At 70.7% G+C, this 12,630-nt stretch carries 15 protein-coding genes and 1 pseudogene; 7 read left to right on the top strand and 9 right to left on the bottom strand.

Annotation, left to right across the window (positions count from 1 at the left end):
- Positions 1-247 precede the first annotated feature (247 nt).
- Entirely contained in the window at positions 248-469 is a 222-nt protein-coding gene (locus ACRWNP_RS21595) for a hypothetical protein (protein WP_431963774.1), read from the top strand.
- A gap of 69 nt (positions 470-538) precedes the next feature.
- Here the strand turns inward: ACRWNP_RS21595 and ACRWNP_RS21590 are convergent, their stop codons facing one another.
- The 3 genes from ACRWNP_RS21590 to ACRWNP_RS21580 all read right to left on the bottom strand — a co-directional run bounded on the left by ACRWNP_RS21590 (position 539) and on the right by ACRWNP_RS21580 (position 1,946).
- Positions 539-949: a DUF2267 domain-containing protein gene (locus ACRWNP_RS21590; protein WP_431963772.1), complete on the bottom strand. Its 411-nt coding sequence runs from the start codon at positions 947-949 to the stop codon at positions 539-541.
- A 64-nt stretch (positions 950-1,013) separates the two neighbouring features.
- Positions 1,014-1,409 carry a DUF2267 domain-containing protein gene (locus tag ACRWNP_RS21585; RefSeq protein ID WP_431963770.1) on the bottom strand — a complete coding sequence of 132 codons (396 nt, stop codon included), beginning with the start codon at positions 1,407-1,409 and terminating at the stop codon, positions 1,014-1,016.
- A gap of 102 nt (positions 1,410-1,511) precedes the next feature.
- On the bottom strand, positions 1,512-1,946 hold the full coding sequence (locus ACRWNP_RS21580; protein ID WP_431963768.1) for an Hsp20/alpha crystallin family protein: 435 nt from the start codon (positions 1,944-1,946) through the stop codon (positions 1,512-1,514).
- 122 nt (positions 1,947-2,068) lie between these two features.
- Between ACRWNP_RS21580 and ACRWNP_RS21575 the strand changes: the two genes are divergently transcribed.
- Positions 2,069-2,746, top strand: coding sequence for an HSP18 transcriptional regulator (locus tag ACRWNP_RS21575; protein ID WP_431963766.1), 678 nt, complete (start codon positions 2,069-2,071; stop codon positions 2,744-2,746).
- Between the two features lie 82 nt (positions 2,747-2,828).
- Here ACRWNP_RS21575 and ACRWNP_RS21570 read toward each other — a convergent pair whose 3' ends face one another.
- On the bottom strand, positions 2,829-3,206 hold the full coding sequence (locus tag ACRWNP_RS21570) for a hypothetical protein (RefSeq protein ID WP_431963764.1): 378 nt from the start codon (positions 3,204-3,206) through the stop codon (positions 2,829-2,831).
- Complete coding sequence (ctaD, locus tag ACRWNP_RS21565; RefSeq protein ID WP_431963762.1) at positions 3,203-4,930, bottom strand: aa3-type cytochrome oxidase subunit I; 1,728 nt, start codon at positions 4,928-4,930, stop codon at positions 3,203-3,205. The genes ACRWNP_RS21570 and ctaD overlap by 4 nt, the downstream gene beginning before the upstream one ends.
- 827 nt (positions 4,931-5,757) lie before the next feature.
- Here ctaD and ACRWNP_RS21560 point away from each other — a divergent pair.
- Both ACRWNP_RS21560 and ACRWNP_RS21555 read left to right on the top strand, forming a co-directional pair.
- The gene (locus ACRWNP_RS21560; protein WP_431963760.1) at positions 5,758-5,940 is read left to right on the top strand and encodes a hypothetical protein; all 183 of its coding nucleotides are present in this window, start codon (positions 5,758-5,760) and stop codon (positions 5,938-5,940) included.
- Positions 5,941-5,992: 52 nt separating this feature from the next.
- A pseudogene (locus ACRWNP_RS21555) lies at positions 5,993-6,293 on the top strand (LLM class F420-dependent oxidoreductase); the annotation flags it as partial.
- A 330-nt stretch (positions 6,294-6,623) separates the two neighbouring features.
- On the opposite strand, the gene ACRWNP_RS21550 reads toward ACRWNP_RS21555, so the two are convergent.
- Both ACRWNP_RS21550 and ACRWNP_RS21545 read right to left on the bottom strand, forming a co-directional pair.
- On the bottom strand, positions 6,624-7,184 hold the full coding sequence (locus ACRWNP_RS21550) for a hemerythrin domain-containing protein (protein WP_431963758.1): 561 nt from the start codon (positions 7,182-7,184) through the stop codon (positions 6,624-6,626).
- 85 nt (positions 7,185-7,269) lie between these two features.
- Positions 7,270-8,457: an amidohydrolase gene (locus ACRWNP_RS21545; RefSeq protein WP_431963756.1), complete on the bottom strand. Its 1,188-nt coding sequence runs from the start codon at positions 8,455-8,457 to the stop codon at positions 7,270-7,272.
- A 138-nt stretch (positions 8,458-8,595) separates the two neighbouring features.
- Here ACRWNP_RS21545 and ACRWNP_RS21540 point away from each other — a divergent pair, with 138 nt between their 5' ends.
- Genes ACRWNP_RS21540 through ACRWNP_RS21530 form a run of 3 tightly spaced genes read left to right on the top strand, consistent with a single transcriptional unit; the run spans position 8,596 to position 11,397 of the window.
- Positions 8,596-8,976 (top strand): hypothetical protein, encoded by a 381-nt coding sequence (locus tag ACRWNP_RS21540; RefSeq protein ID WP_431963754.1) that lies wholly within the window; start codon positions 8,596-8,598, stop codon positions 8,974-8,976.
- A gap of 55 nt (positions 8,977-9,031) precedes the next feature.
- Positions 9,032-10,501, top strand: coding sequence for an aminotransferase class I/II-fold pyridoxal phosphate-dependent enzyme (locus ACRWNP_RS21535; protein ID WP_431963752.1), 1,470 nt, complete (start codon positions 9,032-9,034; stop codon positions 10,499-10,501).
- A 14-nt stretch (positions 10,502-10,515) separates the two neighbouring features.
- The gene (locus tag ACRWNP_RS21530; protein WP_431963750.1) at positions 10,516-11,397 is read left to right on the top strand and encodes an SDR family oxidoreductase; all 882 of its coding nucleotides are present in this window, start codon (positions 10,516-10,518) and stop codon (positions 11,395-11,397) included.
- Between the two features lie 174 nt (positions 11,398-11,571).
- On the opposite strand, the gene ACRWNP_RS21525 is transcribed toward ACRWNP_RS21530, so the two are convergent.
- Positions 11,572-11,997, bottom strand: coding sequence for a hypothetical protein (locus ACRWNP_RS21525; protein ID WP_431963748.1), 426 nt, complete (start codon positions 11,995-11,997; stop codon positions 11,572-11,574).
- A 105-nt stretch (positions 11,998-12,102) separates the two neighbouring features.
- Positions 12,103-12,621, bottom strand: coding sequence for a DUF1360 domain-containing protein (locus ACRWNP_RS21520; protein WP_431963747.1), 519 nt, complete (start codon positions 12,619-12,621; stop codon positions 12,103-12,105).
- Between the last annotated feature and the right edge of the window lie 9 nt (positions 12,622-12,630).

Genomic DNA, 12,630 nt, shown 5'->3' with positions numbered 1-12,630 from the left:
GGTGACGAAACCGGCGGCTGAACGCACTTCGGCAAGATGTCGTTCATCAGCGCATCGGCGGCGGATCGTCAGTGTCACGAGTGGTGTGCATACGTTCGCGCGGATACGGACGAGCTGTGACAGAGATGGCCGTCACGGAGATTTCGCGGCGAAAGCGCGGTCCGGGAGGAGGCCGCGCGGTACTCCGGCTAGGCTCCGAAGAGGCAGCGTTTGACAATCGACCAGCGAAGCAGGAGCGCTGACCCCCATGCCCAAGACCCGTCTGAAGTGCCGCAGCACCTCATCGGCTGCCGCCGTCGTCGCTGCCGGCGCGGCGCCTGGAGACCGGCGGCACACCGTCCGGCAGGACGGCCGCCATGTCGTCATCGCTTACACGGACAAGCACTGGCCCTTCGACGTCGCTGAGTGGGCTGCCCTCGAAGGGCACGCGAGCGACAAGGCCGCGGCCCGGGTCATGTCCGGCCTCTGAGATGCCCCAGGCCGGCCTGGCCGGGCAAATCCGCGCCTGTCCCGCGCGCGGTTCCGCACCCAGCCACCACTAGCCTGTCGGCGCCAGTTCGACGCGGCCGAAAAGCAGGCCGTAGCCGCTGGGCAACTGTGCGAGGATCCGGCTGACGAGGTCCTCCCCGGCCAGGCGCGCGAGTACAGCGAAGACGGTCCCGGCGTCCCAGCGTGCGGTGGCCGGTGTTACGCCGGTGCGCGCGGCCAGGTCGCTGACGAAGCCGAAACCGGTGAGCGGTTCCGGGCGGGGGATCTGGGCGGTGAACTCGAGAGCGGCCTCGACGGGCAGCAGGGCAGCGAGGGCAACGCGTTCGTCGCCGGTCAACTGCCGTCCCAGGCCTGCCAGCACCTCACGGACGGCCTGCTCGGCCCGGTCGCGGGTCGGGTACGCACCTTCGTAGCGGACGTGCTCGACCATCGCGTCGAACGTCATCGCCGTGGCGTGCATCGGGAGTGCCTTTCCTTCCATGTAGTAGGGGGCGGGAGGGCGTGTCCCGCTCCGGGTCGCGCGGTCAGGCCGACGCGAGGTGGCCGAACAACAGGTCGTAGCCGGGCGGCAACTGCAGCAGGAGCCTTCGCAACAGGTCCGGACCGGCCTCTTCGGCAGCCACGCTGAGGACCGCGCCGACGTCCCAGCGCGCCGTCGCTTCGGTGGCGCCCTCGATCCAGGCCGCGGTGGCCCGCACGAACCGTTCCGCGTCCAGCGGCTCGGCGGCTTGGAGCGGGTTCAGCAGGATGAGTGCGTAGGTCTCGGGCAGAAGGGCGGCGAGCTCGGACCGTTCTTCGCCGACCACGTGCGCGCCGAGCAGTCCGAGCACGACGCGGGCCGCGCGGTCCGCCTCATCCCGTGTGGCGTATTCGCCGCGTTCTTGGACCCGTGTCAGGAACGCATCAGGTCGCATAGCCATGGTTCCCCCTTGGCTGATGCGGAGGACGGAACCGAGGAGGGAGGGGAACGGCATCCGTCCTCCGCCGCCGGGTCGTGCCGGGCGGGTCGCCCGGCTCAGGGCTCAGCCGCTGATCTGCTTGCGGTCGCCGGTGGACGTGATCGCGATCTTGCGGGGCTTGGCCCGCTCGGCGATCGGAATGCGCAGGGTCAGGACACCTGCGTCGTAGTCGGCCTCGATGTTCTCGGTGTCCAGGGTGTCCGCCAGCATGAGCTGCCGGGAGAAGACACCGAGCGGCCGTTCGGACAGCTCCAGCTGCACGTCGTCGGACTTGGCGACCGGGCGGCGTTCGGCCTTGACCGTGAGCATGTTGCGTTCGACGTCGATGTCGATCGCGTCGGGCGTGATGCCGGGCAGGTCGAGTGCGATCACGTAGTGGTCACCCTCGCGGTAGGCGTCCATCGGCATCGCCTGGGGCCTGGACCAGGTGCCGGACGTGCCGAGCAGCTGCTGGGTCAGACGGTCCAGCTCACGGAACGGGTCGGTGCGCATCAACATCGTGAAACACCTCCAAGCGTTCGGGCAGTGACTGCCAATGCGCTTCACCTGGTTCCGTTGTAGCATGTCGTCCAAGCGATGACAAATCTTGAGTCGTCAAATGGATGACGGAAAGGAGGGTCATGGACGTTACCGAGCCCCCCGCGCCGAGGGACGCCGTCGGCCGCGGACCTGTACCGCTCCTGGCCGCGGCAGCTGCTCTCGACGCCATTGACCGAGCCCTGCGCGAGGCCCGTGCGGCGGACGCGAGACCGGCACCTGCTTCCGCCGGCGACGCGGAACAGGCGCTGGCGTCGCTGATCCTCCTGCGGGAGGTGCGCGGGCAGCTCGCCGGCTGGGAGAGGGGACTGATCGAAACCGCCCGAGCCGCCGGGGCCAGCTGGGCCGACCTGGCCGGTCCGCTCGGGGTCGCCAGTCGTCAGGCCGCCGAACGCCGCTACCTTCGGCTGCAGCCGGGAGCCGCGGGCAGTACGGGTGAGGATCGTGTGAAAGCGACCCGCGACCGCCGTGCCGCCGACCGCACCGTCACTGCCTGGGCGCGCGACAACGCCGGAGATCTGCGCCGGCTGGCCGCTCACGTCACCGGACTCACCGACCTTCCTCCCGGCGCCCGCTCCGCCGTCGCAGCCGTCGACGAGGCCCTCGCCCACAACGACGCGGCGCGCCTGATGGCCCCCCTCGCAGCCACCCAGGTGCACCTGCGGCCGGGGCATCCGGAGGTCGCCGCACGCGTCGACGCTCTCACTCGGCACGCTGAGCAGTTGCGGAGGAAAAGCGACGACCAGCGGCGTGGCGGCTGAACGCGGGAAGTATCTCGCAGGCCGGCCTGCGGTTCGAGACCGGCCCCGCTGCCAGGGCCGGCCGGCTCGGACCCGCGGCGGGTCAGTCTCCGGTGAAGAGCACCAGGAGAGGCACGGGGATACAGGCGGCCGCGGTCACCAAAGCCAGGGCGACGACCGTGCACAGCAGTCGGTTCCGCAAAGCTTCACAGCGTCTGCCGTACTCGGAGTGCAGTGCGCTCTCGCGCTCGGCAACGCGTGTCCGCATGGCACGGATCAAGCCGAGGCGATCAGCGACGTAGAGTCGCACGACCTCATGCCGCTGCCCGGTGGTCAGCCAGGGCATGCGGTCGGCGTAGTCCCTGGCCGCGTTTTCGGCGTCGCTGATGTCCGCGTGCCAGGAGAGGAAGTCTTCGCATGCGGCGATACCGTCGGCGATCGCCGGAGCGCCGGCGGCGGACCGGGGAGGACGCCGTTTCACGTCTGGTCACCCTCGCCGAGCGGTTTCGCGGCGCCCTTTCCGGGTTCGATGACGTCGCGGCGGCCGACGTTGAGTTCTTGGTCGAGGGCCGCGATGTCGGGGTGGTGGAGGTCGAAGGCGGGGGACTCGGAGCGGATCTTGGGCAGGGTGAGGAAGTTGTGCCGTGGGGGTGGGCAGGAGGTGGCCCATTCGAGGGATCGGCCGTAGCCCCAGGGGTCGTCGACCTCGACCGGCCTGCCGTAGCGGGCGGACTTCCACACGTTGTACATGAACGGCAGGGTCGACAGGCCCAGCAGGAAGGCACCGATGGAGGAGATGGTGTTCAGGGTGGTGAAGCCGTCGGCGGCCAGGTAGTCGGCGTAGCGGCGGGGCATGCCCTCGGCGCCTAGCCAGTGCTGAACGAGGAAGGTGGTGTGGAAGCCGATGAAGAGCGTCCAGAAATGGATCTTGCCGAGGCGTTCGTCGAGCATCTTCCCGGTGAACTTGGGCCACCAGAAGTGGAAGCCGGCGAACATGGCGAACACCACGGTGCCGAAGACGACGTAGTGGAAGTGGGCGACCACGAAATAGGAGTCGGTGACGTGGAAGTCCAGCGGTGGGGAGGCCAGGATGACCCCGGTCAGCCCGCCGAACAGGAAGGTGATCATGAATCCGAGCGACCACAGCATGGGGGTCTCGAAGCTCAGTGAGCCCTTCCACATGGTGCCGATCCAGTTGAAGAACTTCACTCCGGTCGGCACGGCGATCAGGTAGGTCATGAACGCGAAGAACGGCAGCAGGACCGCTCCGGTGGCGAACATGTGGTGCGCCCACACGGTGGCCGACAGGCCGGCGATGGAGATCGTGGCGCCGATCAGGCTGAGGTAGCCGAAGACCGGCTTGCGGGCGAAGACCGGGATCACCTCGGTGACGATGCCGAAGAACGGCAGCGCGATGATGTAGACCTCCGGGTGCCCGAAGAACCAGAACAGGTGCTGCCACAGCAGTGGCCCGCCGTTTTGCGGGTCGTAGACGTGCGCGCCGAACTTGCGGTCCGCGAACAGGACGAGCAGCGCGGCAGCCAGCACCGGGAACGCGAACAGCACGAGCACCGAGGTCAGCAGGATGTTCCACGTGAAGATCGGCATCCGGAACATGGTCATGCCCGGGCAGCGCATGCAGATGATCGTGGTGATGAAGTTGACCGAGCCGAGGATGGTGCCGAAGCCCGACATGGCCAGGCCCAGGATCCACATGTCGCCCCCGACATAGGGGGTGCGTTCACCGCCGGACAAGGGGGTGTAGGCGGTCCAGCCGAAGTCCGCGGCGCCCTGGGTGGTGAAGAAGCCGGCCGCGGCGATGAGCGATCCGAACAGGAACAGCCAGTACGACAGCATGTTCAGCCGGGGGAAGGCCACGTCGGGGGAGCCGATCTGCAGCGGCATGATGGCGTTGGCGAACCCGGCGAACAGCGGGGTGGCGAACATCAGCAGCATCATCGTGCCGTGCATGGTGAACGCCTGGTTGTACTGCTCGTTCGACAGGATCTGGGTGCCGGGCCGGGCAAGCTCCGCCCGCATCACCAGCGCCAGGATCCCACCGACGAGGAAGAACCCGAAGGCACTGCCCAGATAGAGCGACCCGATCTTCTTGTGGTCCGTCGTCGTCAGCCAGTCCACGATGACGGCCCCAGGCTTGAGCCGCTCCCCTTCCGCTCCCCGAGTCGGCTCTACCTGTACTGCCATAGCTGGTGCCGCCCTTTCACCTGGGTTGCGTCGCCCGCTCTCGGTGCCGTACCTCAAGGTGTTCGGGCACCTTTGCAAAGGTCTATTGCGGGACGGCGCCACTGGACCGGATTGCCCCGATGGTGGGCGCGGCGATCGCGTGGATGAACCGAGCGGAGCCCGGTCACCGAGGTTGTGGCCGCCGATCCGCCTACCGGCGCAAGTGCGGGCCGCCGGTCCGCGGCAGGAGCGGTGCGACGTCGTCGTCGCGCGGGGCGCATGCCGATGGGTGACCGATGAGGCGGTCGGCCACGGCCTCCATCGTGACGCCGCAGGACCGGGACAGGTGATGGGCGGCGGACGGCGTCGTCCAGGTCGAGACCCCGGGATTCGACCTGGGCCGTCCGTGAACGGCGCCAGAACCGCGCCGGGCGGGAAGTCGATCTCGGCCGCCGGGTGGTGCGCGGCTGGATCGATTCCGGGCGGGAGGCCGGGCTCCAGGTGCAGGACGCGCGAGCGCGCGCCCCTGTGCGGTTCGCCTTCCGCGACGGAGATGCGCCGGCGGCGGCCCCGGTGGAGGGAACCCTCGCCGGCGCCTTCCCACGCCGCGCGCAGGTGTGCCCGTACTCCTGCCGGGCAGCCGAGAGCCATGAAGGCACCAGATCAAGACCGGGCGCCCGACCGCAACAGGGACGAGGAGCCCGGCGTCACTTCACCGGAGAATCTGCTGCCCGGAGCGCCCCTTGCGCCGGCACCGCCGTCGGAGCCGCGGGAGCGGGCCCGGCAGGACGAGGACGGCGAAGGCGCCGACGGTCCGCCCGCCGGGCCGCCCACGTGAGGAGAAGATCATGAAGGGCAAGGAGCCAAAGGAGCCACTCGAGGAGACGGGACGCACCGCCCCGCCCCCCAAGGACCAGCAGGATCTGCGGCAGGCCCGCGGACACGACCCGGACGCCGCGGAAAGAGGGCGGCCGGAGAGCGACATTCCCGACGCGCCGCGCGACATGCCACCGCAGGAGCCGCCCGATTGAGACGGGCAGACGACCGGTGCCGAGCCCGGACGCCGGGAGGGGGACCCGGAGTCCGGGGCGGGAGACCGCCGTGGGCCGGGCACATGAGCAGTTCCGCTGGTTCGGCGGCGGCTGGAAGGTCACTCGGAATTGGCCGGGACCTGCGCTCTGGCCTCGGCGAGCGCCCACGTTCGCCCGGAGGACGTCGCGCAATCACCCTGCGGTGACGACCCGGAGGCCTTCGTGGAGGCGGTCCGCCGGTACGTGGAAGCGGGGTCGGCGAGATCGCCCTCGTCCAGGTCGGCGGCGACACGCAAACGGCCTTCCTGGACTGGGCCGCGAAGACCCTCCTGCCCGCCCTGCGCGAACTTTGACGCCTGCCTGGGAGACGCAAGCAGGCGGCCGTCGACCGACCCGGCAGCAGAAGCCCGGCGCGGGTCGCCAGGCACCGGGTAGGGCGGGCGGCCATGGTCAGCGCCGCATCTGTTCCCCGCGCGACAGGACGGCCTCCGGCGCCGAGCGCCGCGGCCGGGGCTGCCGAGTACGCGGCAGGTAGCGGGCGCGCTTTGGGCAGGAGCGTCAGTCCTGGGGGTGCGGCCGCCACGCGACACGGCGCGGACTTCGTCGGCCTGCAGGGCGGCCGGCGACGGAGCCCGGGCCGCTCAGACGGGTGCCCGCCGGAGTGGCCCGGGCGGTCGGCCGTGTCAGGACCTGCCGCGGCCGGTGACGAAGTCGCGGGCCCGGTCCACCAGTCCGGTTCCCGGCGCCAGGAGCTTGTTGGCGGGCGGGGTGTCCGGGGCACTGGGGTGCGGCCGGGTCGGGGCGACCTTCTTCGCCCTGCGGACCTGCTCACCGAGCTCGTTGAGCTGCTCGGGCGAGCATTCCTGCGCCAGGCTGGGGAACAGCCGCTGTTCCTCATCCAGGATGTGCTCGGTGACGTCGGTGATCAGCTTCCCCACCAGCTGGTCGAAGCGGGCGTCGTCGATGTCGACGTCCTCCAGGTCCTTCAGGACCTGCTCTACCTCGGCGTGCTCCCGGATCTCCTTGTCGGCGAGGGCGTCCCCACCGGACACGTGCTCCCGGACGGCCGGGTAGAGGTACATCTCCTCGGCCACCGAATGCCGCACCAGCTCGATCGTGACCTCGTCCAGTACGTCACGGCGTTCCTTGTCACCCGCCGGCAGTGCCCGCAGGCGGGCGAAGTACTCCTCCACCTCCCGGTGGTCGGCCGTGAGTTCTGCGATGACGTTTCCGCCGTGTCCCATCTCGTGGCTCCTTCCGCTCCGGTGTGCGCTCTACGGTCCTCTCCCGGGCGGCTTCCCGATCCCGGGCCGGGCACGCGCCCTGTTGTCAGCCGTCCGGGTGGTGGTGGTGTTCGGCCCAGGCCGCCGCGCTGACGTCCGGATCGACCAGGACGTCGGCGGCGGAGCAGGCCAGCGCGTGGGCGGCGGCGAGCATGGCCTCGCGGGCCCGGGAGCCGGCGGCGGCCGCGGCGAACCGTGGCGTGTGGTCGGAGCCGTCGGCATCCGTGATCGCCACGAACGGGTGGATCGTCGGCAGGCGGTTGCTGACCGTGCCGATGTCCGAGGAGCCCAGGTAGACGCCGGGCACCGGCTCGCTCGCGGCGAGGCCTGCCCGGGCCAGATGGGTGGTGAACCGCGCGGCCAGGACGGCACTGTTGCGGAAGTGGTCGTAGCCGGCGTCGGCGGGGCAGGTCTTCGCCCGGGTGCCGGTGGCGCGAGCCACGCCTTGCGCGCACTCGGCCAGACTGTCCGCCAGCTCGTCACGGGCGGCCGTGGTGGCCCCGCGCAGGCCGAACAGCCCCTCCGCGTACTCGGGGACGATGTTGGTGGCCTTGCCGCCCTCCGTGATGATGCCCTGCACGTGCGACCCCGGCGGGAGACGCCGGCTGAGCACCGGCAGCGTGTTGAACAGCTGGATGAGCGCGGCAAGTGCGTCGATTCCTTCGGCCGGGTTGCCGGTGGGGTGGGCGGCCCGGTCGTGGAAGGCGACGCGGACCTGGGCAGAGGCCGTGAGCGGTGCCCACGACCAGCTATGCACGCCGGGGTGGAACATCAGGGCCGCGTCCACCCCGTCGAAGGCGCCGGCCTCCGCCAGGACGACCTTGCCGCCGCCCCGCTCTTCGGCCGGGGTGCCCACCACCAGCAGCGACCCGGGCAGGCTCGGCAGTGCCTCGTGCAGGGCAAGGCCGGCGCCGAGTCCGGCCGCGGCGATCAGATTGTGGCCGCAGGCGTGCCCGAGCCCCGGCAGGGCGTCGTACTCCAGCAGCAGCGCCACCCGCGGGCCGCCGCCGTCACCGGCGCCGGCGACGAAGGCCGTGGGCAGGCCCGCCACCCCGCGCTGTACGGAGAAGCCCTCCCGTTCCAGGTGGCCGGCCAGCAGATGGGTCGCGCGCACTTCCTCGAAGGCCGGCTCCGGGTCCCCGTGGAGCGTCAGCGCCACCTCCCACAGGGGCCCGGCACGGGCGGCCAGTTGCTCCGCGACACGGGCGTACACCTGGTCCAAGCGCTCGTCCATCGCTGACCTCCCGGATGTCTGCCGGTCGCCTACCCGCCTCCGCGCCGGACATCGCGCCACGCATGAGCCGCCGGGGCGGGGGCACGCGTCCACAAAGGCAGGAAATGCACGGAAGGTACTTCTTGAGAGGGAAGCGCGATGACGAAGAAGCAGCATCCTCCGCACGGCGCGGGTCCCAGCCGCCACAAGGGCGACGACCAGCACGGTTGGGCCACGGACGTCGACGCCACGAAGCAGCAGGAAAATCCCAGCGGTCACCGTTCGTTCCACCCGGACACCTATGCGCCCGGCGGCAAGAACAGCGAACCGTCCTCCGAGGACATCGAGGCGTCGACGGCCGGCACACCGGCGAACGACGTGTCGCGCAGCGGTGAGGAGCGGGCCGGAAAGTCCGGCAAGCGGCAGATCCAGGACACCGGGAAACGCGGTGCCTCCGGACGACCCAGCGGCGCCAAGGACACCTCCGAGTTCAGCGGGGTCGACCCGCAGGAGCCGAGGACCAAGCACCGCGGTCGCTGAGCCCGAATGCCCCCGCCGGGCGTTTCCCCGGTCGGGGCAGGGGCAGCCGCAGTTCATGGACCATTCGCACGCGCCGGTCCTGGAGGCGCTCGCCGCCTACCACGCCACCGGACAGACACCGTTCACCCCACCCGGTCACAAACAAGGCCGGGGTACCGATCCCCGCGTCCTGGAAGCGCTGGGACAGGCGGTGTTCCACTCCGACATCCTGGCCACCAGCGGTCTGGACGACCGCACCTCCTCGCACGGCGTCCTGGAAAAGGCGCAAGAACTCATGGCGGACGCCGTGGGAGCCGAGTACACCTTCTTCTCCACCTGTGGCAGCTCGCTGTCGGTGAAGTCGGCGATGCTCTCGGTCGCGGGGCCGCACGAGAAGCTCGTCGTGGGCAGGGACGCCCACAAGTCCGTCATCTCCGGGCTGATCCTCTCGGGACAGGAGCCGGTCTGGGTCCGCCCCCAATGGGACCCCGACCTCCACTTGGCCCATCCGCCCTCCGCCCAGGCGGTCGCCGCGGCCCTGAGTGACCACCCCGATGCCAAGGGCGTTCTGGTCACCAGCCCCACCCCGTACGGGAGCTGCGCGGACCTGTCCGCGATCGTCGAGGAGTGCCACCGGCAGGGCAAGCCGCTCATCGTGGACGAGGCATGGGGAGCGCATCTGCCCTTCCACCCCTCACTGCCGACCTGGGCCATGGACGCCGGAGCGGACGTGTGCGTCACCTCCGTGCACAAGATGGGCTCGGCGCTGGAGCAGACCTCGGTGTTCCATCTGCGGGGAGACCTGGTCGATCCCGCCGTACTGAAGGCCCGCGAGGACCTGCTGGGGACCACCAGCCCGTCCGTGCTGCTGTACGCGGCTTTGGACGGCTGGCGCCGCCAGATGGTGGAGCACGGTCACGCGCTGTACGAGAGGGCCCTGGCCCTGGCCGGCTCCCTGCGCGGTCAGATCGAGCAGCTGGACGGCTTCCATGTGCACGGCCGCGAGGACTTCTGCGGCCCGGGTCGGGCCGCCGATCTGGACCCGCTGCAGGTCATCGTGGACATCTCCGCGCTGCGGGTGACGGGGTACCGGGCCGCCGACTGGCTGCGCGCCCACCACGGTGTGAACCTGCACGTCAGTGACCACCGCAGGATCAGCGCCCAGCTGACCCACGGCGACACCGAAGACACCGCCGCCGTCCTGGTGACGGCGCTTGCCGACCTCGTCGAGCACGTGGACGACCTGCGCCCCACGCCTTCGGTGGACATCCCGAGCCCGGGGGAGCTCACCTTGGAGCAGGTCGTCCTGCCCCGGGACGCCTTCTTCGGCCCGGCCGAGCAGGTCCCGATCGCCGAGGCCAAGGGCAGGATCACCGCCGAGATGCTCACGCCCTACCCGCCGGGCATCCCCGCCGCCCTCCCCGGTGAACGCCTTGATGGGGAGGTGCTGGACTACCTGCGTACCGGGGTCGAGGCCGGCATGGTCGTCCCCGACGCGGCCGACCAGCAGGTGCACACCATCCGCGTCGCGATGGATAAGGAATGACGGAGGAACCCCACATGACCTCCCACAACGAGGACCCGGTAACCCGCCACCCGCGACCCGACTTCCCCGCACAGGACCAGCCGCACCCGGGCTGGACCGGACCGATGGACCCGCCCCCCGACCACGGAGAGGACTCGTACGAGGGCAGCGGCCAACTGGAGGGCAAGGCCGCGGTGATCACGGGCGGCGACTCCGGGATCGGCCGGGCTGTCGCGCTCGCCTTCGCCCGCGAAGGCGCGGACGTTCTCATCACCCATCTGCCGGAGGAGAGGGAGGACGCCGACACCACCGTGGGGCTCGTGGTGGACGCCGGACGCAAGGGCGTCGCCCTCTCCTGTGACGTCCGCGACGAGGACCAGTGCCGTGAGGTGATCGACCTGGCGCTCGCCCAGTTCGGGCGGCTCGACATCCTGGTCAACAATGCCGCCTACCAGATGTCCCAGCCCGACGGCATCGGCGCGATCACGACCGAGCAGTTCGACAGGGTGCTCAAGACCAACCTGTACGCGATGTTCTGGCTGTCGAAGATGGCGCTCGAGCATCTTCCGGCCGGTGGCTCCATCATCAACACCAGTTCCGTACAGGCCTACAAACCCAGCCCGCACCTGCTGGACTACGCGATGACCAAGGCGGCCATCGTCAACTTCACCCAGGGGCTGGCGCAGATGGTCGCCTCCAAGGGCATCCGGGTGAACGCGGTGGCCCCGGGCCCGGTGTGGACGCCCCTCATCCCCGCGACCCTCCCCGACACGACCGAGTTCGGCAAGCAGTCCCCGATGGGCCGCCCCGCCCAGCCTGCCGAGATGGCCCCGGCATACGTCTTCCTCGCGTCGCAGCGGGCCGGCTACATCACCGCTGAGGTCGTCAACGCCACCGGCGGCACCCCGCTGCCCTGACACGCTGTGCGTGGCCACCGGCACCAGCGACGTCGACGCCGCCCTGATCCCGGCGCTCGACGCCGCCTTGATCCCGGCGCCCGCCCGCACGACGACTCCACCGTTCCGGCCTGACGGTCGGACGGGCGCAAGGCCGACCGGCGGTTCGGCGCAGCCGCGCCACGCCGGACCGCGTCAGTCATCCGTGGCGATGAGGTGGATCCGGCAGCGCACCCTGCCTTCGGGCAACTCCAGGAGCATGCTGCTGCCGATCGCCGCGCGGCTCTCGATCAAGGCCCGGATGCGCGAGACCTGCTCGGGCGGGCCGTCGAGGGTCACATCGACCATGTCGGCGTGCGGTGGTGGGAGGAAGTCCTCCTCCGGCCCTGAGCCTGCTCCGGCAACGGGCCCGCGCGGCCCCTCGTGACCGCAGCGCCACACCGACGGCCCGGCACCGCGCCACTCGACGAAGTCGGTGTCGGTCACGCAGACTCTGAGCGGATCGACCCCGGCCCGCCGGAGGAACTCCACGAAATCACGCATGTCGTAAGCGACGCCGAGGATCTCCCCGTCGACGCGCACATGACGGCCGCCGGTCTCCGACGGTGGATAGACGATCACGCGGCATGCCAGGGGTCCGGCCTGCGCATCCGACGGTGACGTGGGTGGCGTGCACATACGTCGTACCTCCGCGAGTGAAGAGGGGCGGCGGCGGAAACCGCGGCGTCACTCCCCGGCGGCGTGCTGGGCCCCTGCCCGGGCGAAGTGCAGCAGGTCGGAGAGCGTGAGCGCGGCGGGTGCGCCGGCCGCCAGGCGGGTGGCGCGGAGGGTGAACACCAGTCCCGCCGACAAGCCCGTCGAGATCCACAGGCCGGTGCAGAACGGGCACGTGACGAGTTCACCCACCGCCTTGCGGACGCCGCGGCCGCGGACCTCCTCGTCCAGCTCGGAAGGGCCCGAAGTGCCTTCGAACCGGCTGAACGGCGCGCGCAGCGGGCTGGTGACCGGATCCTTCGTGATCAGCCGGGACAGGCGGTGCGTGGCACCCGTGCACAGGACCACGTCCCATGGCGTGGGTTCGGGCACCGTCCGACCGGTGGGCCGGGCCAGCCCCGCGATCGCGCCCAGCGCGCCGCCGTAGGCGCCCATCAGCGCGCTGAACGCGCCGAGCGACCGGTCGGCGTCGCCCGCGTACTCCTGCTCCGTCTCGGCCGCGGCCCGGCCGACCTCCTCGCGTAGGGGCATGGGGACCAC

The sequence above is a fragment of the Actinacidiphila sp. bgisy160 genome (genome assembly GCF_965342435.1).
Classification (GTDB): Bacteria; Actinomycetota; Actinomycetes; order Streptomycetales; family Streptomycetaceae; genus Actinacidiphila.
Note: the sequence above shows the minus strand (reverse complement) of the source record. Positions and strands in the feature narration are given on the sequence as shown.